Genomic DNA, 18,668 nt, shown 5'->3' with positions numbered 1-18,668 from the left:
GACGAGCCCATGACCACACCACCCGATCAGCCCATTGCGCTGTGCAACAGTGCCGACCTCGTCGATGGGGGCTTGGCGGTTCCGTTTGATGTGCAGTACGCAGGTCAGACCTGCCGGGCCTTTGCGATCCGCTACCAGGGCCTGCCGCATGCCTACCTGAACCGCTGCACCCATGTGGCCATGGAGATGGACTACCAGCCGGACCGCTTTTTTGACGACACGGGCCACTGGCTGCTGTGTGCCACCCACGGGGCCGCCTACCTGCCGAGCACCGGCCAGTGCGCGGGCGGCCCGTGCCGCGGCGGGCTGGTGAAAATTGCTTTGTCCGAAAGCGATGGTGTGGTGCACTGGCATACTGCCTACAACCTGCAACCCGTAGAGTTCTAGAAAATCCAGATGAATTACCCTTATGTGCTGTCGCCTGGTGCCAGCCAGCGCGATGCGCGGGCAGCAGTGTTGCAGTGCCCAGGACGTACGACATGACAGACCCCCAGCAGCCCGGCTCTTCGGGTTTTGACCCAAAAAGTAATCCCGCGCCCGACCTGTGGGCGCAAGCAGCTACAAATTCAGGAGCATCTGTGAGCGACTCATCGCGTGAACCCGGCTGGGAGCGCGCCACGCTTGAAAAGCTGGCCTTCTCCGCCCTCCAAGAACAGCGCAGCGCCCGCCGCTGGAAGATCTTCTTCCGCCTGGCATGGCTGTTGCTGATTGCCGCAGTTGCCTTTGCGGCCCTGCGCCAGGCATCGCCCAGTGCCAGCAAGAGCACGCCCCATACGGCGGTGGTGGACATCAAAGGTGAGATCGCCAGCGGCGCCGAGGCCAGCGCCGAGTTTGTGGTGGCCGCCATGCGCAGCGCGCTGGAGGACGAAGGCTCGCAGGCCCTGGTGCTGCTCATCAACTCCCCCGGCGGCAGCCCGGTGCAGGCCGGCATCATCAATGACGAAATTGTTCGTTTGAAGGCCAAGCACAACAAGCCGATCTACGCCGTGGTTGAAGAAACCTGCGCCTCGGCGGCTTATTACATTGCCGCTGCAGCGGACGACATCTACGTGGACAAGGCCAGCATCGTGGGCAGTATCGGCGTGCTGATGGATGGCTTTGGCTTCACCGGCACCATGGAAAAGCTGGGTGTGGAGCGCCGCCTGCTGACCGCTGGCGAGAACAAGGGTTTCCTCGACCCGTTCAGCCCGCAGACCGAAAAGCAGCGTGCCTACGCGCAGACCATGCTCGACCAGATCCACCAGCAGTTCATTGCCGTGGTGAAAGCCGGGCGTGGTGACCGCCTCAAGACCACGCCCGACACCTTCAGTGGCCTGTTCTGGACCGGCCAGCAGGCCGTGGAAATGGGCCTGGCCGACAAGCTGGGCAACCTGGACTATGTGGCCCGCGAGGTGGTGAAGGCCGAAGACATCATCGACTACACCCGCCGCGACAATGTGGCGGAACGGCTTGTCAAGCGCTTTGGCGCGGCGATTGGTGTGGGCGCCGTGAAGTCACTGGCCGTGGCTGGACCTCAGCTGCGCTGACACCGTCCGACGCGGCCTTTGGGCCATGCACAAAAAAAGCCCCGGGTGGAGACTCCACACGGGGCTTTTTTGCATCTGGGCCTGCGTGGCGGTACGTGGTGTGACGCATCCTGCAGTGCCGGGCCTCCGAGGGCTGGCAGGAGGGGGGTTTTAGCTGTCCAGCCCGCCCGCCTTGCGCTGGCGCGAGCCGTCTTCCAGGATGGTGTCGTCGGCCACCAGCTTGCCCGTCTCGTCCCACTGCTTGCGGGCCGTAAGGCGCGTGCGTCCCCGGGCATCGGGGGCTGAATACTGTTCTTCAATCGCCAGCCGGCCGTTGTCGTGAAAGGCCTGCTGCGTGCCCACGGGCCATTGCTCGGCATTGAGCTGCTCGCGCCGCGCCAGCTTGCCATCGTCACGGTACATCTCGCGCTGCACGCGCCCCTGCTCACCGGTGCCGGTCCAGGTGCTGCGCTCTCGCACCAATCCGTTGAGGTACCAGCGCTCGACCTGCACCTCCCGCCCATCGGCAAAACTGCGCTGCTCGATCAGCTGGCCGGATGCGCCGTAGCGCTTGGCGCTGAGCAGCGAGCCGCGCGTATCGCGCAGTGTGCGCTCATCCGGTGCGAACACCCGTTCCTCGCGCAGCACACTTTTGCCGCCCTCGGTGGTGAAGCTGCGGTGCACACGCCGACCGTCCACCACGAGTTGCTGGGCGGCGACGATGCCGTCGCGGGTCCATTCGGTCGCGCTCAGCAGGCGGCCCTGGTCGTAGTGCAGCTGCGCGGTTTTGGCGCCGTTGTCTGCATGGAGCAGGGTGTCAGTGGCACCGTCAAAGCCGCAGAGTTTGCGGTCTTCGGGCAGCACGCTGGTGCGCGGGCAGAACAGGCGTGTGGGCTGGCCCTTGCTGTTGGTTTCCACATAGAACAGCTCCTGCCCTCCGCCGTGGTACGACACGCGCTCCACGCGGCCGGTGGCGTCAAAGCGCCTCACGGCCCCCTGGGTGCGGCCGTTGTCGGCGGTTTCTTCGCGCCGCACCTGGCCGTTGGGCCAGAACTCGGCCACCCGGCCGTGGCTGTTGCCGCGTTCGTTGACCGTGCGTTCGCGCTGCAGGCGGCCTTCGCGGTCGAACATGCGCTCCAGGCCCACGAACTTTCCGTCGCGCAGTTCCTGCTCGCGCTGGAGGTGGCCGGTGTCTTCTTCGCGGCAGCGCACCAGCCCGGACTGGCCGGCGGTTTCGGCACCGTTGGAGATATTGATGGGTTTGCCATTCAATTCACAACGAATAGTGGCCTCAGCGCTTGAACCATAAGTGCTAACAGCTATAAAAAATATAGTGAATAGACGGTTCATGCTCAGCGGCCCATCGCAAACACGACAGGGGTGCGGTTGTCTGGGGGCGTGGGTTGCTGGCGCCATTGCCGCACGAGCTGGCTGCGGATGCGTGCGTCGGGCAGCGTCAGCCCGCTGGCCAGCGCCAGGCGGGTGTGGGGCTGCAGCGTTTGCACCAGGGCCTGCCAGAGGGCGGCGTTGCGGTAGGGAGTTTCGATGAAAAGCTGGGTCTGTCCTGTCTTGAGGGCCAGGCTTTCCAACTCCTTGATACGCTGGTTGCGCTCCTGGCTGTCCTGAGGCAGGTAGCCGACAAACGCAAAGTTTTGCCCGTTCAATCCGCTGGCCGCCAGCGCCAGCAGCAGCGACACAGGGCCCACGAGGGGTACAACGGGGATATCAAGGTCGTGTGCCGCGCGCACCACAGACGAACCGGGGTCGGCCACTGCAGGCATGCCCGCCTCGCTGATCAGCCCCATGTCGTGCCCATTCAGTGCCGCTGCGAGCAGCGGGCGTGCGTCGAACGGGGCTGATCCTTTGTCGCCATGGTCGCCTTTTTTGTGGACTTCGCGGGGAAGCTCGGTGATCTGCTGTTGCTGCAGGGGGGCTGCCAGGGGGTGCAGTGCGTCGATGCGTTTGAGGTAGGCGCGTGTACTCTTGGCGTTCTCGCACACCCACTGGGTCAGCCGGGCAGCCGTCTGAAGGGTGGCGGAGGGCAAGGCATTCTGCAGCGGGACCTGGGTGTCGCAGCCAAAGTCGAGGGGGGCGGGCACGAGATAAAGCGTGCCCTTGCGAGCGCCAGAGCGCGGTTCGGTGGGGGGATTTGTCATGGCAGCACCAAGCCTGCCGCGCGCAGCATGCGGCAGGTGCGGATCAAAGGCAGTCCGATGAGGGCTGTGGGATCGTCGCTGTGGATGGCATCCAGCAGCGCAATGCCCAGGCCTTCGCTCTTGGCGCTGCCAGCGCAATCGTAGGGTTGCTCGGCGCGCAGGTAGCGCTCGATTTCCGCGTCGGACAGGTCACGGAATTTCACCTCCACCGGGGCCAGGTCGATCTGCTCGAAACCCGTCGCGGCGCACACCACGGCCACGGCGGTCTGGAACACCACGGTCTGGCCGCGCATCTGGCGCAGTTGCGCCACCGCACGCTCGTGGTGGCCGGGCTTGCCCAGGGGCTCGCCAGCGAGGTCGGCAACCTGGTCGGAGCCGATTACCACCGCATCGGGGTGGAGTTGCGCCACGGCGCGTGCCTTGGCCAGCGCCAGGCGCAAGGCCAGTGAGCGAGGGGCTTCGCCGGGCAGGGGGGTCTCATCCACCTCCGGGGCCGTGACGTCGAAAGGCAGGTTCAACCGCTCTAGCAATTCACGCCGATACCGCGATGTGGAGCCCAATACCAGAGGGCGTTTCAGGGGGGGGGATTGATGCATGCGCCGATTCTCTTACACTGCCGCCATGACCAAGGAATTCTCCCCCCAGCGCCTCGACGTGAAAGCCTTTGCACAGGCGGGCGGTCGGCTGGCGGGCCACGATTCACTGCTGAAGTACGAACGCCTGGCCCAGGAGGCCAAGGGCCTGCACCCGGACCTGATGGTGGACTGGGAGGCTGTGGGCGAAGTGCGCACGGCGCTGGGCGGCATGGGCCAAGTCTGGCTGCATATCAAGGTTACTGCGAGCTTCCCCATGGAATGCCAGCGTTGCATGACGCCGGTGGATGTGCCGCTGGAGGTGGACCGTGAGTTTCGCTTCGTGGCCGACGAGGCCACCGCAGAGGCTCTGGACGACGAAAGCGAAGAAGACCTGCTGGCCATGAGCCGCGAGTTTGACCTTCACGAGCTGATTGAGGATGAGTTGCTGATGGCCTTGCCCGTGGTGCCCAAACACGACGAGTGCCCCACCGCAGTACCACTGGCTTCTTCGGACGACGATTTTGAGGAAGCCAACGACGAAAAGCCCAATCCTTTTGCGGCGTTGGCCGCACTGCGCAAAGACAACAAGGGCTGATTGGACGACCCAAAAATCATTTGGGTTATAATCGTGGGCTTCACGCGAACCCCATCGTGTCTTTTGGGCTGATCGCGTTTTTACCAACCTATTCCAGATCAGGAGCCATCATGGCCGTTCAGCAAAACAAAAAGTCCCCCTCCAAGCGCGGCATGCACCGCTCGCACAATGCCCTGAATGTGCCAGGCATTGCTGTGGAACCCACCACCGGTGAAACGCACCTGCGTCACCACATCAGCCCCAACGGTTTCTACCGTGGCCGTCAGGTGCTGAAGAACAAGTCTGAAGCCTGATCTTCGCCCCATCCAAAGGCCCGTTGCTACTGAAACCGTAGCGCGGGCCTTTGTTTTGACCGTCGTATTTATTTTTCCGGCCCTCCTGGCCGGCCGGACAAGTCGCCCATGATCACACTGGCTGTTGACTGCATGGGGGGCGACCATGGCCCCCGCGTCACGCTCGCGGCGTGCCGCCAGTTTCTCGATACACACCCTGATGCCCGCCTGCTGCTCGTCGGCCTGGTGGATAGTCTGCAATCGTTTTCGCACGACCGTGCCACGATCATTCCTGCTACCGAAGTGGTGGCCATGGATGATCCTGTCGAGGTGGCTCTGCGCAAGAAGAAAGATTCTTCCATGCGCGTGGCGATTCAGCAGGTCAAGGATGGCGCGGCCTCTGCGGCCGTTTCGGCAGGCAATACCGGCGCGCTGATGGCTATTGCCCGGTATCTCCTCAAGACGCTGGACGGCATCGACCGCCCCGCCATTGCGACGCAATTGCCCAACGCCGCAGGTGGTGCCACCACGGTGCTGGACCTTGGGGCGAATGTGGATTGTTCCGCCGAGCATTTGCTGCAGTTTGCCGTGATGGGCTCTGCCTTGGTTTCGGTCCTTCGGGATGGCGGGGAGCCCACCGTCGGTTTGCTCAATATCGGTGAAGAGGCGATCAAAGGTAGTGAAGTAATCAAAAAAGCCGGTGAATTGCTTCGATCTGCAGCCAATTCCGGTGATTTGAATTTTTATGGAAATGTTGAAGGCAATGACATTTTCAAGGGCACCGTTGACATCGTGGTATGCGACGGATTTGTGGGCAATGTGGCCCTCAAAGCCAGTGAAGGGGTGGCATCGATGATCATTGGTGCCCTGAAAACGGAGTTCTCTCGCAACATCTTCACTAAAATCGCTGCGATCACCGCGTATCCGATCTTAAAAGCGCTCATGAAGCGCATGGACTACCGCCGTTACAACGGCGCGGCGCTCCTGGGGCTGCGCGGGCTGGTGTTCAAGAGCCATGGGTCGGCTGACACAATGGCGTTCGAGCAGGCTTTGAACCGGGCGTATGATGCAGCCCGCAACAACCTGCTCGACCGCGTCCGGACCCGGATTGCGCACGCAGCGCCGCTTCTGGTGCCTGCGGATGCCCAGCCCCAGCCTGGCGTTGCGGCGACGATGACACATTGATGAGACGCTACTCCCGCATTACCGGCACCGGCAGCTACCTGCCCCCGCGCCGGCTGACCAACGCTGATCTGGTGGCTGAACTGGCCCAGCGCGGCATCGAAACCTCAGATGAGTGGATCGTGGAGCGCACCGGCATCCGCGCGCGCCACTTTGCAGCGCCTGATGTTGCCTGCAGCGATCTGGGCCTGGAGGCTGCGCGCAATGCCTTGCAGGCGGCGGGCCTACTGCCGACCGACATTGATCTGATCATCGTGGCCACGTCCACCCCGGATATGGTGTTTCCCTCGGCTGCTTGCATATTGCAGAACAAGCTGGGAGCCAATGGTTGCCCTGCGTTTGATGTGCAGGCGGTGTGCAGCGGTTTTGTCTATGCCCTGTCCGTGGCGGATGCCATGATCCAGACGGGCGCTGCCAACCGCGCGCTGGTCATTGGGGCAGAAGTTTTCAGCCGTATTCTGGATTTCAATGACCGCACGACCTGCGTGTTGTTTGGTGATGGTGCTGGTGCAGTGGTGCTGGAGGCATCGGAAACGCCGGGCATCCTGTCCAGCGACCTGCATGCCGACGGCAAACATGTCGGCATCCTGTGTGTGCCCGGCAACGTGTCGGGTGGCAAGGTCCTGGGGGACCCTGTCCTCAAGATGGACGGGCAGGCTGTCTTCAAGCTGGCGGTGGGCGTGCTGGAGAAGGCCGCGCATGCGGTGCTGGCCAAGGCGGGGCTGACCGAGGCCGATATTGACTGGCTGATTCCACACCAGGCCAATATCCGCATCATGCAGGGCACGGCCCGCAAGCTCAAGCTGTCCATGGACAAGGTGGTGGTCACGGTGGATCAGCATGGCAACACCTCGGCAGCCTCTATCCCCCTGGCGCTGGACCATGCGGTGCGTACGGGCCAGGTCAAAAAGGGTGAGACCCTGCTGCTCGAAGGTGTGGGCGGCGGCTTTACCTGGGGCGCGGTGCTCCTGAAGTTATAGCTTTTGGCGCTTGCTGGATAAGCGCTAGGCATCAATTTCAATCATATTTCTGGATTTTTCATGAAGTCTTTTGCATTTGTCTTTCCGGGACAAGGCTCGCAATCGGTGGGCATGCTCGACGGATGGGGTGATCACCCGGTGGTGGCCCAGACCGTGCAGGAAGCCTCGGATGCCCTGGGTGAAAACATCGGCCTGCTGATCAAGGAAGGTCCCAAGGAGGCGCTGGCCCTGACCACCAACACGCAGCCGGTGATGCTGGTGGCTGGGGTGGCTGCATGGCGTGTCTGGCGTGCAGAAGGTGGTGCAGCCCCGGTCGCTGTTGCGGGGCATTCTCTGGGCGAGTATTCGGCGCTGGTTGCCGCAGGTGTGTTGACGCTGGCCCAGGCGGCGCCGCTGGTGCGCCTGCGTGCAGCTGCCATGCAGGAGGCCGTGCCGGTTGGCACTGGCGCCATGGCTGCCATCTTGGGGATGGAGGCTTCCAAGGTCATCGCAGGATGTGCCGAGGCAGTGGCCTCGTTCGGTGTGGGAACGGCAGAAGTGGTTGAGGCTGTCAATTTCAACGACCCCGTCCAGACGGTCATTGCGGGCACCAAGGCCGGCGTCGAAAAGGCCTGCGAAATGCTCAAGGCGGCAGGTGCCAAGCGCGCACTGCCGTTGCCGGTGTCCGCCCCTTTTCACTCCAGCCTGATGAAGCCTGCCGCTGAGAAGCTGCGCTTGGCGCTGGCGGATGTGGCGCTTGCTGCGCCCCAGATTCCGGTTCTGAACAATGTGGATGTCGCGGTGCAGCAGGACGCTGAGGCGATCCGAGACGCGCTCTACCGCCAGGCCTTTGGCCCCGTGCGCTGGGTGGAGTGTGTGCAGGCCCTCAAGGCCCGGGGGGTCACCCATATTATTGAAAGTGGCCCTGGCAAAGTGCTGGCGGGTCTGACCAAGCGCATCGATCCTGAGCTGGTGGGTGCGGCACTGTTTGATATGGCCACGCTGGCCGAAACCCGGGAGTTGTTGGCATGACGCAATCCTCATCGGCCGCGCAAGTGGCGTTGGTCACAGGCGCATCGCGCGGCATTGGTGCGGCCATTGCGCTCGAGCTGGCGGTACGTGGCTACCAGGTGGTGGGCACGGCCACGACGGACGATGGCGCCGAGCGCATCAGCCAGGCCCTGGCGGCCTACCCCGGCTGCCGTGGTGCCAATCTGAATGTGAATGACGGAGCTGCCATCGAGGCGTTGATGGATTCCATCGTCAAGCAGCAGGGTGGTCTGCATGTGCTGGTCAACAATGCGGGCATCACCCGCGACACCCTGGCCATGCGCATGAAGGACGATGACTGGGATGCGGTGCTGGACACCAATCTCAAGGCGGTTTTCCGCGTGAGCCGCGCGGCGATTCGCCCGATGATGAAACAGCGATTCGGGCGCATCATCAGCATCACCAGTGTGGTGGGGGCATCGGGCAATCCTGGTCAGGCCAACTACGCGGCAGCCAAGGCTGGAGTGGCGGGAATGACCCGTGCACTGGCCCGCGAACTGGGCAGCCGCAGCATCACGGTCAATTGTGTAGCGCCGGGATTTATCGAGACGGATATGACGTCGGTGCTGCCCGAAGAACAGCAAAAAGCCCTCAACGCCCAGATCCCTTTGGGGCATATGGGCAAGCCGCAAGACATCGCACATGCCGTGGCCTACCTTGCTTCGCGCGAAGCAGGGTACGTGACCGGGCAGGAGTTGCATGTCAATGGCGGCATGTACATGTAATTGAGACAAGTTAACGCCGGTTCATCCGGACGGCGGGCTGCTGAGGGGCTTCTCCTTAAGCGGCTAGAATCGCGGATTCATTCACAACCCCCAGAGGGAAACCATGAGCGATATCGAAGCACGCGTCAAAAAAATCATTGCCGAACAACTCGGTGTGGAAGAGTCCCAAGTCACCAATGAAAAGGCCTTCGTGGCAGACCTCGGTGCCGACTCGCTCGACACGGTGGAACTGGTGATGGCACTGGAAGACGAATTCGGCATCGAGATCCCTGACGAAGACGCCGAGAAGATCACGACGGTGCAAAACGCCATCGACTACGCCAACACCCACCAGAAGGCCTGAGCGGCGCACTGCGCCTGACTCAAGCGATCAACAGAAGGTTTTTACGCATGAGCCGTCGTCGCGTTGTCGTGACCGGCCTGGGATGCGTCAGCCCCGTGGGCAACACGGTGGCCGAATCCTGGGCCAATCTCCTTGCCGGAAAATCCGGTATTGACCTCATCACCAAGTTCGACACGTCGAACTTTGCCTGCAAGATTGCAGGGGAGGTCAAAGGTCTTGACCTGGAGTCGTACATCAGCGCCAAGGATGCGCGCGCGATGGACAGCTTCATCCATTTCGGCATTGCAGCTGCTGCACAGGCGGTTGAAGATGCCGGTCTGCCCACGGGTGAAGCGCTCAGTGAAGAGTTTGCGACACGCATAGCCTGCGTGATCGGTTCGGGGATTGGTGGCTTGCCACTGATCGAGAATACCCACGCGGAACTGGTCAGTCGCGGTCCGCGGCGCATCACGCCGTTCTTTGTACCAGCGTCCATCATCAATATGGTGGCGGGCCATGTGTCCATGCGCTTTGGCTTCAAGGGGCCGAACCTTGCGGTCGTGACGGCCTGCACAACCGGCCTGCATTGCATTGGCGAGGCTGGCCGCATGATCGAATACGGTGATGCGGATGTGGTGGTGGCGGGTGGCACTGAATCCACGGTGTCGCCGCTGGGCATTGGTGGTTTTGCTGCCATGCGCGCCCTGTCTACCCGCAACGACGACCCCAAGACCGCTTCCCGCCCCTGGGACAAGGACCGAGATGGTTTTGTTTTGGGTGAAGGCGCCGGGGTCATGGTGCTGGAGGAATACGAGCATGCCAAAGCCCGTGGTGCCAAGATCTATGCGGAACTGGGTGGTTTTGGCATGAGCGCCGATGCAGGCCACATGACGGCCCCCAGTATGGATGGTCCGCGCCGTGCCATGCTCAACGCCCTGCGCAATGCCGGCATGAATGCCGATCAAGTTGACTACCTCAACGCCCATGGCACTTCCACGCCGCTGGGTGATATTAATGAGACGAATGCCATCAAGGCGGCCTTGGGCGACCATGCTTACAAGGCTGTGGTGAGCTCCACCAAGTCCATGACCGGTCATTTGCTGGGTGGTGCGGGCGGTATTGAAAGCATTTTTACAGTGCTGGCCTTGCATGACCAAAAGGTACCACCCACCATCAATTTGGCGAATCAGGACCCCGAGTGCGATCTGGACTACTGCGCCAACACGGCGCGTGACATGAAGATCGACGTTGCAGTCAAGAATAACTTCGGTTTTGGTGGCACCAACGGGACGCTGGTTTTCAAGCGCGTCTGATCATTGGGTCAGGTGCTCTGCCGCCCGACTTGGCGAGGTCGTGGTTCTTGTTGCGGTCCTGCAATCGTTGGTTGCTCAGCACGGGCCTATGTTCCGTGCTAAGCAGGCGGCACAGCCTTGGTAGCGTTTCGTGGGTGTGACTTCGCAGCGACCACCTTCGGTGTTTTACCCCCTGCGGCGCAGCCGCCTGTTCGGGGGCTTGCTGGGGGCATTGTTGCTGATCAGCGCAGCGGGGCTGGTTGCTTGGTTCGTTCGAAGTGGTGGTGCTGCATCCCCATGGCCCGCAGCGATGGCGGGTGGTCTCTGGTGTCTGGCTGCCGCCAGCGCATTCCATTTCTGGTTCTGTCAATTCTCTGGTGGTATCCACTGGGATGGCCAGACCTGGACACTGGTGGCTCCGAACTCCGGGGCGGCCTGGATGGCATTGTCCGGGCCTCCTGAAGTCCTTCTCGATTTGCAGTCACATCTGTGGCTGCATGTCATTCCGGTGGGGCACCGCCGCACCTGGCTGTGGCTGGCGTGTTCCGCGCAGCCCGAGCGTTGGCTGGATCTGCGGCGTGCGGTATATTCGCGCGCCAGACCGGGCGCTGACAACGCTGACGAAACCGCCCCGGCCAGCAGCCGTGGGCGTGAATCCTGAGTATCCATGACTGTAATTCCGCCTTCCCCTTCCGAAGATAGCGACCTCCAACTGGTGGAGCGCGCGGTAGCGGGCGATCAGCGTGCCTATGAGTTACTGGTCATCAAGTACCAGCGCCGTATCGAGCGTCTCATTGGCCGGATGGTGCGGGACACCGACATCGTTCAAGACATAGCGCAGGAGACGTTCATCCGGGCCTACCGCGCGCTGCACCAGTTCCGGGGGGATGCGCAGTTCTACACTTGGCTCTACCGGATTGCTGTCAATACCGCCAAGAAGGCGCTCATGGACATGAAACGCAATCCGGTCATCTCTGAGAACGCTTTGCGGGGGAACGAGGACGAAGATGAAACTTCCCGCCTCGGACACGAACTAACCAGCGACGAAACCCCCGAAACCGTACTCGCTGCCCGAGAAATCGCGCAAGCCGTGAATGCGGCTATGGAGGCGTTGCCCGACGATCTGCGCCAGGCGGTAACGTTGCGCGAGATTGAAGGGCTGAGTTACGAAGAGATTGCGACGGCCATGGATTGCCCCATCGGCACGGTGCGGTCACGGATTTTTCGGGCGCGAGAGGCCATTTCGGCAAAAGTGCGTCCTCTGCTTGAGAACCAGTCAGGCAAACGGTGGTGAGGTAATGAAATGAACAACGCTGTACGAAGTGATGGATTGGTGGGCGGTGCTGTGGTGGCTGAGATAAGCAGGCGCGAGCAATTGTCGGCACTGGCGGATGGTCAGTTGCATGGGGACGAGGTGGCGGACGCCCTGGCCTATGCGGCGCAAGCCGAGGGCCATGCCACTTGGCAGCTCTACCATTTGGTGGGAGATGTATTGCGTTCTTCCGACCTCGCGCAACCTGCCAATCCGAATTTCATGGCGCGGTTGCGTGATGAACTGGCCAAGGAAGGGCCTGTTGTACGTCCTGCGGCCGCTGCTGTGCAGCAGGTGGATGTGGTGGCCCCCGCAATGGCGGATGCTGCCAATGCGTCGGTCTTTCGCTGGAAAATGGTCGCGGGTTTTGCGTCTCTGGCGGCAGTTGCGGCGATTGGTTGGACCTCTCTGGCCACGTTGCAAGGCAATGGTGCACCCAGTGCCACGGGTGGAGCCCAGCTGGCCATCTCTCCCGAGTCGGGTGCGAATGGCCCCAGCTCCGGTGCCCCTGTGGTCGCAGTGGCTGATGCCGATGGCGGAGCGCAGGTGATGATTCGGGATCCCCGCCTGGATGAGTTGCTGGCGGCACACAAGCAGTTTGGCAGCACATCCGCCTTGCAGATGCCTGCAGGATTTTTGCGCAATGCCACCTTTGAGACGCCCAGCCGCTGAGCCGGGAGTGGCTTGCTGGCGTGGTGAGATTGTGTGATGAGCTACCCGGGAGTTTTGTGCGTTTGGTTGAAAGCACTGCCGCAGCAGTTCAAACACGGGGTGGTTGCTGCCCTGTGCGTGACAGGACTCTCCGTATCGGCAGGGGCCTCGTCGGCAGAGGGGGGTGTTTCTTCTGCAGCAGAGGCGGCTCCCGCGCCTGCGGAGCGCAGTATTCTGCAGTGGATCGAGCGCATGCACAGCGCGCCCTGCGCGCGCCCGTATGCCGGTACCTTTGTGGTGCTGGCTGCTTCCGGAGCGATGGCTAGTTCACGCATCTGGCACGCCTGTGAAGGGGCGCAGCAGATGGAGCGCGTGGAGGCTCTCAGTGGCACTCCCCGGACCATTTTTCGGCGCAACGACGAGGTACGTACGTTCTGGCTCCAGTCGCGTGTGGTGCGCTCGGATCGACGAGATGCCTCTGGGCTGTTTCCACGAGTTCCGGTGGTTGAGGGCACTTCCATATCCCAGTTCTATGCCGCACGCCCTGTGGGCCAAGAGCGCGTTGCTGGATTTGTTGCCGACGTGGTGTGGTTCAAACCCGTGGACTCGCTGCGTTTTGGCTACAAGCTTTGGAGCGAGCGGGAGACCGGTCTGGTCGTGAAGCTGCAGACCTTGGGCGCGAACGGACGCGTTCTGGAGCAGGCTGCATTCTCTGAGTTGGACTTGAACGCCCCCGTTCGCGTGGAGCAGCTTTCACGCCTGATGGACGCGACCGCTGGTTACAAGGTGGTGGCGCCGGTCGTGGTCAAGACAACGGCCACGGCCGAGGGCTGGGTGCTTCGTCAGCCGGTTGCTGGCTTTGTTCCGGTGAGCTGCCATCGGCGTGCTGTGTCTGCTGACGACGGTGCGCAGGGTGTCTTGCAGTGCCTGTACTCCGATGGTCTTGCATCGGTATCACTGTTCATCGAGACCTTTGATCCCCAGCGACACCCCTCCCAGCCCCAGGTCTCGGGTATGGGGGCTACGCAGCTTCTTGCGCAACGGGTCTTGCCCGATGTATGGCTCACAGCGGTGGGGGAGGTTCCTTTGCAGACCCTTCGCCTGTTTGCGGGTCAATTGGAGCGCACACGCTGACACTGAGGCCAGCGGGTGTGATGCCGGCGGCTGCTGTCTTTGAGCCTGCGCTGTGGCGGGGCCGTTTGCAGGGGCATGCGAAGTGCATTTGCGATGCGGGAACCAAATGGCGGCACACTCTTCACAGTTACACACAGTTTGATGACTGTATTTGCTACCAATCACGAAAGGTCGATGATGTCGAAGTTCGATGGAAATGCGCTGCGCTCCCTGGCATTTGCATGCATGTTCGCAGGGGCTGCTGGCGGCATGGCTTTGCCCCAAGCTGCCTTGGCACAACCTGCTGCAGCGGTTCGCGGGTTGCCAGACTTTACGGATCTGGTGGATCAGGTGGGGCCCTCGGTGGTCAATATTCGGACGGTAGAAAAAGCGTCGAGCCGTGCAAGTGCAAACGGCATGGACGAGGAGATGATGGAGTTCTTCCGCCGCTTTGGCGTGCCGATCCCCAATGTGCCCAGGCAGCAACGTCCTCAGCGGCCGCAAGACGATGAGCAGCCGCGCGGCGTGGGTTCTGGCTTCATCCTGACTGCGGACGGGTTTGTGATGACCAATGCGCATGTCGTGGACGGCGCTGATGAGGTGATCGTCACCCTGACCGACAAGCGCGAATTCAAGGCCAGGATCATTGGTGCGGACAAGCGTACTGATGTGGCGGTGGTCAAGATCGAGGCCACGGGCTTGCCTGCCGTCAAGGTGGGTGATGTGGGGCGTCTGCGGGTGGGCGAATGGGTGATGGCGATTGGATCGCCCTTTGGGCTGGAGAACACCGTGACTGCGGGCATTGTGAGTGCCAAGCAGCGCGATACGGGGGACTATCTCCCGTTCATCCAGACCGATGTGGCCATCAACCCGGGCAACTCGGGCGGTCCGCTCATCAACATGCGTGGCGAGGTGGTGGGGATCAACAGCCAGATCTATTCGCGCTCGGGTGGATTCATGGGCATTTCGTTCGCGATTCCGATGGACGAGGCCATCCGCGTGAGTGAGCAGTTGCGCGCATCCGGTCGGGTGACACGGGGCCGTATCGGCGTGCAGATCGGGCAGGTCACCAAGGACGTTGCGGAGTCCATTGGCCTGGGCAAGGCCCAGGGTGCGCTGGTGACCGGGGTAGAGGCGGGGTCACCCGCAGACAAGGCGGGCGTGGAGGCTGGTGACATCATCACCCGCTTTGACGGCAAGTCCATCGAGAAGGTTGCGGACCTGCCCCGACTGGTGGGCAATACCAAGCCTGGTACCAAGAGCACGATGACCGTATTCCGCCGTGGCGCTTCGCGGGATCTGGGCATCACCATTGCCGAAATTGAGCCCGACAAGCCAGCGGCCAAAACGGCGGAGCGTGAGGAGAAACCCAAGGCTTCGGCTGCTGCACAGCAAATGGGATTGGCGGTCACGGAACTTTCGGACGCCCAGAAAAAGGAGCTCAAGATCAAGGGCGGTGTGCTGGTCGCGACCGCCACAGAGGCCGCAGCACGTGCCGGCCTGCGCGAAGGGGATGTGATTCTCGCGATTGCCAACACGGAAGTGTCTGGTGTGAAGGAGTTTGAGGCTGTACTCGCCAAGGCCGACAAGAACAAGTCCATCAATGTGCTGTATCGGCGCGGCGAGTGGGCCCAATATGCCTTGATCCGTCCCGGACGATGACGAGTGGCGTTGTGGCAGATATGGGGGGATGGGTTGACCCATTTCCCCACGTTTGCAGCAGGCCTTTGCCGGAGGTGTGGGCATTTTGGTTTTTTTGTCTTTTCCTTCTTTCGATGTTGCAAGTTAGCCTTGGCTAACTTTATGAGGGCCTATCAACTGATTTCGATAGAATAGAGGCCCCTGTTCAACGCTAATTCATATATTGGCTGGACGTTGATTCACGATGCGGGATGTGACGGTGTCATGCACAGCCGATCCACAGCTCACCCACAAGTTGTCCAGCGTTGTAGTTGTGCAGACTGTGTATAAGTTGTTGATAAGATCCCTGTTGCACCCTGGCAACTCCCCTTGGATGCAGTCGGATGGGCTTTTTACTGCGGGCTTTTTGCCTACAATGAAGCTCCAACTATCGCAGTTGCCAATGATTGTTGGTTCAGGGCGCGTCGCCATTCGACGCGCCCTTTTTTCTTGTGTGCTCCGTTTTAATTCAATCACTTGACGCTTTCCGTTGATGAACCACATCAGAAATTTTTCCATCATTGCGCACATCGACCATGGCAAGTCGACGCTTGCAGATCGCTTGATCCAGCGCTGCGGAGGCCTTGCGGACCGTGAGATGGAGGCCCAGGTTCTGGACTCGATGGATATCGAAAAAGAGCGTGGGATAACCATCAAGGCGCAGACCGCAGCGCTGCAATACAAGGCGCAGGATGGGCAGGTCTACAACCTCAATCTGATCGACACACCGGGGCATGTGGACTTCTCGTATGAAGTGAGCCGCTCGTTGTCGGCATGCGAGGGCGCGTTGCTGGTGGTGGATGCTTCGCAAGGCGTGGAAGCTCAGACCGTTGCGAACTGCTACACCGCATTGGATCTGGGTGTCGAGGTGGTGCCGGTACTCAACAAGATGGATCTGCCCAATGCCGATCCCGACAATGCCAAGGCTGAGATCGAAGATGTGATCGGCATTGACGCGACCGACGCGATTCCCTGCTCCGCCAAGACCGGCATGGGTATTGATGAGATCCTTGAAGCCATCGTGGCCAAGGTGCCCGCGCCGCGCGGCAATGCCGATGGACCGCTTCGCGCGATGATCATCGACAGCTGGTTCGACAGCTACGTGGGTGTGGTGATGCTGGTGCGCGTGGTCGATGGCCGTTTGCTCAAGGGCGAGCGCATCAAGATGATGGCCAGTGGTGCGGTGTACAACGCGGACAACCTCGGCGTGTTCACGCCCGCCAACGAGCCGCGCAACACGCTTGACGCAGGGCAGGTGGGCTACATCATCGCTGGTATCAAGGAGTTGCAGGCTGCCAAGGTGGGTGACACGATCACGCTCGAAAAGAAATTGCCCAACAATGCGGGCCCTGCCGCCGAGGCGCTCCCCGGCTTCAAGGAAATCCAGCCCCAGGTGTTTGCCGGTCTGTACCCGACCGAGGCGAGCGAATATGACTCGCTGCGTGACGCGCTTGAAAAACTCAAGCTCAACGATGCTTCGCTGCACTACGAGCCGGAAGTGAGCCAAGCGTTGGGCTTCGGTTTTCGTTGCGGGTTTCTTGGCCTGCTGCACATGGAAATCGTGCAGGAGCGTCTGGAGCGTGAGTTTGACCAGGATCTCATCACGACTGCACCCAGCGTGGTCTACCAAGTGGTCAAGGCCGATGGTGAAGTGATCATGGTCGAGAACCCCTCCAAGATGCCGGACCAGGGGCGGCTTGAGGAAATCCGCGAGCCCATCGTCACGGTGCATCTGTACATGCCCCAGGACTATGTCGGCCCGGTGATGACGCTCGCCAACCAAAAGCGCGGTGTGCAGATGAACATGGCGTACCACGGTCGCCAGGTGATGCTCACCTATGAAATGCCGCTGGGCGAAATCGTGCTCGACTTCTTCGACAAGCTCAAGTCGGTGTCGCGTGGCTATGCATCCATGGACTACGAGTTCAAGGAGTACCGTGCGTCCGACGTGGTGAAGGTGGATATCCTTCTGAACGGTGAAAAGGTCGACGCGCTGTCCATCATCGTGCACCGATCACAATCGCAGTACCGTGGCCGCGCAGTGGTTGCCAAGATGCGCGAGATCATCAGCCGCCAGATGTATGACGTGGCCATTCAGGCCGCCATCGGCGCCAACATCATTGCGCGCGAGACCATCAAGGCATTGCGCAAGAACGTGCTGGCAAAATGTTACGGCGGCGATGTCAGCCGCAAACGCAAGCTCCTTGAGAAGCAGAAAGCGGGCAAGAAACGCATGAAACAGATCGGATCGGTCGAAGTGCCACAAGAGGCATTTCTGGCCATTTTGCAGGTGGAAGACTGATGCTCCAGTTCATGCAGATTTTCACATCCCTGGTACTGGCCGCATTTGGTGGCTATATCGGGGCCTGGTACTTTGGTGCCATCGAAGGCAATTTCGCCTTGCTGTTGTTCCTGGCCACGGTGGTCACGGGCGCGTACTGGCTGGCCGAGCGTTTCTACTTTTTGCCCCAACGCCGCCGAGCCGCCCAGGCCGTCGAAGATGCGGCGACCGCACGCCGTGCGGAGCTGGACCGCATGGGCATCCAGAAGGTCGATGTGGATGTGCAGGAGGCCAAGGGGCGGCTGCTCATGCAGCCTTGGTGGCTGGACTGGACGGCGGGGCTTTTCCCGGTCATTGTTGCCGTGTTTGTTTTGAGGTCGTTTCTTTTCGAGCCCTTCAAAATCCCGTCGGGTTCGATGATTCCCACCCTGCTGGTGGGCGACCTGATCCTGGTGAACAAGTTCACCTACGGCGTCCGCCTGCCGGTGATCCATACCAAGATCACCGAGGGCGCCAAGCCTGCGCGCGGTGATGTTCTGGTGTTCCGCTATCCACCCCAGCCGAGCCTTGACTACATCAAGCGGGTGGTGGGTGTGCCGGGTGACGAGGTGGCCTACCTCAACAAGCGCCTCACGGTCAACGGCCAGGCCATTGACACCAAGGCGCTGCCAGACTTTTTCGAAGAAGACTCGATGCGCTACTTCAAACAGTTTGAAGAGCAACTGGGTGCACAGCCCCACCGTTTGTTGAACAACCCGGATGTGCCCGCTTTTGTACAAGGCGCCAGCAATTTTGCCTATCGCAAGAACTGCCGTTACAGTGTTGAGGGCGTTGTGTGCAAGGTGCCCGAGGGCCACTATTTCATGATGGGGGACAACCGGGACAACTCGCTCGATTCGCGCTACTGGGGCTTTGTTCCTGAGGGCAATATCGTCGGGAAGGCCTTTTTTGTCTGGATGAATTTCGGTAATCTCAAGCGCATTGGGTCGTTCCATTGA

At 61.2% G+C, this 18,668-nt stretch carries 19 protein-coding genes; 16 read left to right on the top strand and 3 right to left on the bottom strand.

The genetic code is table 11. The features are described from left to right. Positions 1-9: 9 nt before the first annotated feature. Positions 10-387 (top strand): Rieske (2Fe-2S) protein, encoded by a 378-nt coding sequence (locus AC2YJX_RS12835; RefSeq protein ID WP_055395307.1) that lies wholly within the window; start codon positions 10-12, stop codon positions 385-387. Positions 388-479: 92 nt separating this feature from the next. Further along, positions 480-1,526 (top strand): S49 family peptidase, encoded by a 1,047-nt coding sequence (locus AC2YJX_RS12830; protein WP_121505743.1) that lies wholly within the window; start codon positions 480-482, stop codon positions 1,524-1,526. A 150-nt stretch (positions 1,527-1,676) separates the two neighbouring features. Here the strand turns inward: AC2YJX_RS12830 and AC2YJX_RS12825 are convergent, their stop codons facing one another. From AC2YJX_RS12825 to AC2YJX_RS12815, 3 genes are all read right to left on the bottom strand, one after another. Next, positions 1,677-2,777, bottom strand: coding sequence for a toxin-antitoxin system YwqK family antitoxin (locus AC2YJX_RS12825; protein WP_487256240.1), 1,101 nt, complete (start codon positions 2,775-2,777; stop codon positions 1,677-1,679). Between the two features lie 80 nt (positions 2,778-2,857). Continuing rightward, entirely contained in the window at positions 2,858-3,661 is an 804-nt protein-coding gene (locus AC2YJX_RS12820) for an SAM-dependent methyltransferase (RefSeq protein ID WP_487256239.1), read from the bottom strand. Beyond that, positions 3,658-4,257, bottom strand: a complete 600-nt coding sequence (locus AC2YJX_RS12815; protein ID WP_436129804.1) for a Maf family nucleotide pyrophosphatase — start codon at positions 4,255-4,257, stop codon at positions 3,658-3,660. Before AC2YJX_RS12815 ends, AC2YJX_RS12820 begins: the two co-directional genes overlap by 4 nt. 25 nt (positions 4,258-4,282) lie before the next feature. Between AC2YJX_RS12815 and AC2YJX_RS12810 the strand changes: the two genes are divergently transcribed. From AC2YJX_RS12810 to lepB, 14 genes are all read left to right on the top strand, one after another. Further along, positions 4,283-4,831, top strand: a complete 549-nt coding sequence (locus AC2YJX_RS12810) for a YceD family protein (RefSeq protein ID WP_121420774.1) — start codon at positions 4,283-4,285, stop codon at positions 4,829-4,831. Between the two features lie 110 nt (positions 4,832-4,941). Next, entirely contained in the window at positions 4,942-5,124 is a 183-nt protein-coding gene (gene rpmF, locus AC2YJX_RS12805; protein WP_005794249.1) for a 50S ribosomal protein L32, read from the top strand. Positions 5,125-5,232: 108 nt separating this feature from the next. After that, the gene (gene plsX, locus AC2YJX_RS12800; protein ID WP_055399475.1) at positions 5,233-6,288 is read left to right on the top strand and encodes a phosphate acyltransferase PlsX; all 1,056 of its coding nucleotides are present in this window, start codon (positions 5,233-5,235) and stop codon (positions 6,286-6,288) included. Beyond that, a complete protein-coding gene (locus AC2YJX_RS12795) occupies positions 6,288-7,265 on the top strand; it encodes a beta-ketoacyl-ACP synthase III (protein WP_121420773.1) in 978 nt (325 codons plus the stop codon). The genes plsX and AC2YJX_RS12795 overlap by 1 nt, the downstream gene beginning before the upstream one ends. A 60-nt stretch (positions 7,266-7,325) precedes the next feature. Next, a complete protein-coding gene (gene fabD, locus AC2YJX_RS12790; protein ID WP_426304783.1) occupies positions 7,326-8,276 on the top strand; it encodes an ACP S-malonyltransferase in 951 nt (316 codons plus the stop codon). Continuing rightward, positions 8,273-9,019: a 3-oxoacyl-ACP reductase FabG gene (gene fabG / locus AC2YJX_RS12785; protein WP_121420771.1), complete on the top strand. Its 747-nt coding sequence runs from the start codon at positions 8,273-8,275 to the stop codon at positions 9,017-9,019. Before fabD ends, fabG begins: the two co-directional genes overlap by 4 nt. 103 nt (positions 9,020-9,122) lie before the next feature. Next, entirely contained in the window at positions 9,123-9,362 is a 240-nt protein-coding gene (acpP, locus tag AC2YJX_RS12780) for an acyl carrier protein (RefSeq protein WP_003058049.1), read from the top strand. A gap of 47 nt (positions 9,363-9,409) precedes the next feature. Beyond that, on the top strand, positions 9,410-10,654 hold the full coding sequence (gene fabF, locus AC2YJX_RS12775) for a beta-ketoacyl-ACP synthase II (protein WP_487256238.1): 1,245 nt from the start codon (positions 9,410-9,412) through the stop codon (positions 10,652-10,654). Between the two features lie 646 nt (positions 10,655-11,300). Next, on the top strand, positions 11,301-11,927 hold the full coding sequence (gene rpoE, locus AC2YJX_RS12770; protein WP_055399464.1) for an RNA polymerase sigma factor RpoE: 627 nt from the start codon (positions 11,301-11,303) through the stop codon (positions 11,925-11,927). Between the two features lie 9 nt (positions 11,928-11,936). Continuing rightward, positions 11,937-12,617: a sigma-E factor negative regulatory protein gene (locus tag AC2YJX_RS12765; protein ID WP_487256237.1), complete on the top strand. Its 681-nt coding sequence runs from the start codon at positions 11,937-11,939 to the stop codon at positions 12,615-12,617. A gap of 117 nt (positions 12,618-12,734) precedes the next feature. Next, on the top strand, positions 12,735-13,730 hold the full coding sequence (locus AC2YJX_RS12760; RefSeq protein ID WP_487256236.1) for a MucB/RseB C-terminal domain-containing protein: 996 nt from the start codon (positions 12,735-12,737) through the stop codon (positions 13,728-13,730). A gap of 177 nt (positions 13,731-13,907) precedes the next feature. After that, positions 13,908-15,371, top strand: coding sequence for a DegQ family serine endoprotease (locus AC2YJX_RS12755; RefSeq protein ID WP_487256235.1), 1,464 nt, complete (start codon positions 13,908-13,910; stop codon positions 15,369-15,371). A 511-nt stretch (positions 15,372-15,882) separates the two neighbouring features. Next, positions 15,883-17,691 (top strand): translation elongation factor 4, encoded by a 1,809-nt coding sequence (lepA, locus tag AC2YJX_RS12750; protein ID WP_487256234.1) that lies wholly within the window; start codon positions 15,883-15,885, stop codon positions 17,689-17,691. After that, on the top strand, positions 17,691-18,668 hold the full coding sequence (gene lepB / locus AC2YJX_RS12745) for a signal peptidase I (RefSeq protein WP_487256233.1): 978 nt from the start codon (positions 17,691-17,693) through the stop codon (positions 18,666-18,668). The genes lepA and lepB overlap by 1 nt, the downstream gene beginning before the upstream one ends.

The organism is Acidovorax sp. SRI_002, from assembly GCF_057586455.1.
The sequence above is the reverse complement of the archived record's forward strand: the minus strand, read 5'-3'. Positions and strand labels throughout refer to the sequence as shown.

Bases quoted from the DNA above. Each gene is read 5' to 3' on its own strand.
- acpP (WP_003058049.1), top strand. From the start codon at position 9,123: ATGAGCGATATCGAAGCACGCGTCAAAAAAATCATTGCCGAACAACTC.
- fabF (WP_487256238.1), top strand. From the start codon at position 9,410: ATGAGCCGTCGTCGCGTTGTCGTGACCGGCCTGGGATGCGTCAGCCCC.
- AC2YJX_RS12835 (WP_055395307.1), top strand. From the start codon at position 10: ATGACCACACCACCCGATCAGCCCATTGCGCTGTGCAACAGTGCCGAC.
- fabG (WP_121420771.1), top strand. From the start codon at position 8,273: ATGACGCAATCCTCATCGGCCGCGCAAGTGGCGTTGGTCACAGGCGCA.
- AC2YJX_RS12820 (WP_487256239.1), bottom strand. From the start codon at position 3,661: ATGACAAATCCCCCCACCGAACCGCGCTCTGGCGCTCGCAAGGGCACG.
- AC2YJX_RS12830 (WP_121505743.1), top strand. From the start codon at position 480: ATGACAGACCCCCAGCAGCCCGGCTCTTCGGGTTTTGACCCAAAAAGT.
- lepB (WP_487256233.1), top strand. From the start codon at position 17,691: ATGCTCCAGTTCATGCAGATTTTCACATCCCTGGTACTGGCCGCATTT.
- AC2YJX_RS12795 (WP_121420773.1), top strand. From the start codon at position 6,288: ATGAGACGCTACTCCCGCATTACCGGCACCGGCAGCTACCTGCCCCCG.
- rpmF (WP_005794249.1), top strand. From the start codon at position 4,942: ATGGCCGTTCAGCAAAACAAAAAGTCCCCCTCCAAGCGCGGCATGCAC.
- AC2YJX_RS12815 (WP_436129804.1), bottom strand. From the start codon at position 4,257: ATGCATCAATCCCCCCCCCTGAAACGCCCTCTGGTATTGGGCTCCACA.
- lepA (WP_487256234.1), top strand. From the start codon at position 15,883: ATGAACCACATCAGAAATTTTTCCATCATTGCGCACATCGACCATGGC.
- AC2YJX_RS12765 (WP_487256237.1), top strand. From the start codon at position 11,937: ATGAACAACGCTGTACGAAGTGATGGATTGGTGGGCGGTGCTGTGGTG.
- AC2YJX_RS12755 (WP_487256235.1), top strand. From the start codon at position 13,908: ATGTCGAAGTTCGATGGAAATGCGCTGCGCTCCCTGGCATTTGCATGC.
- AC2YJX_RS12810 (WP_121420774.1), top strand. From the start codon at position 4,283: ATGACCAAGGAATTCTCCCCCCAGCGCCTCGACGTGAAAGCCTTTGCA.
- rpoE (WP_055399464.1), top strand. From the start codon at position 11,301: ATGACTGTAATTCCGCCTTCCCCTTCCGAAGATAGCGACCTCCAACTG.
- fabD (WP_426304783.1), top strand. From the start codon at position 7,326: ATGAAGTCTTTTGCATTTGTCTTTCCGGGACAAGGCTCGCAATCGGTG.
- plsX (WP_055399475.1), top strand. From the start codon at position 5,233: ATGATCACACTGGCTGTTGACTGCATGGGGGGCGACCATGGCCCCCGC.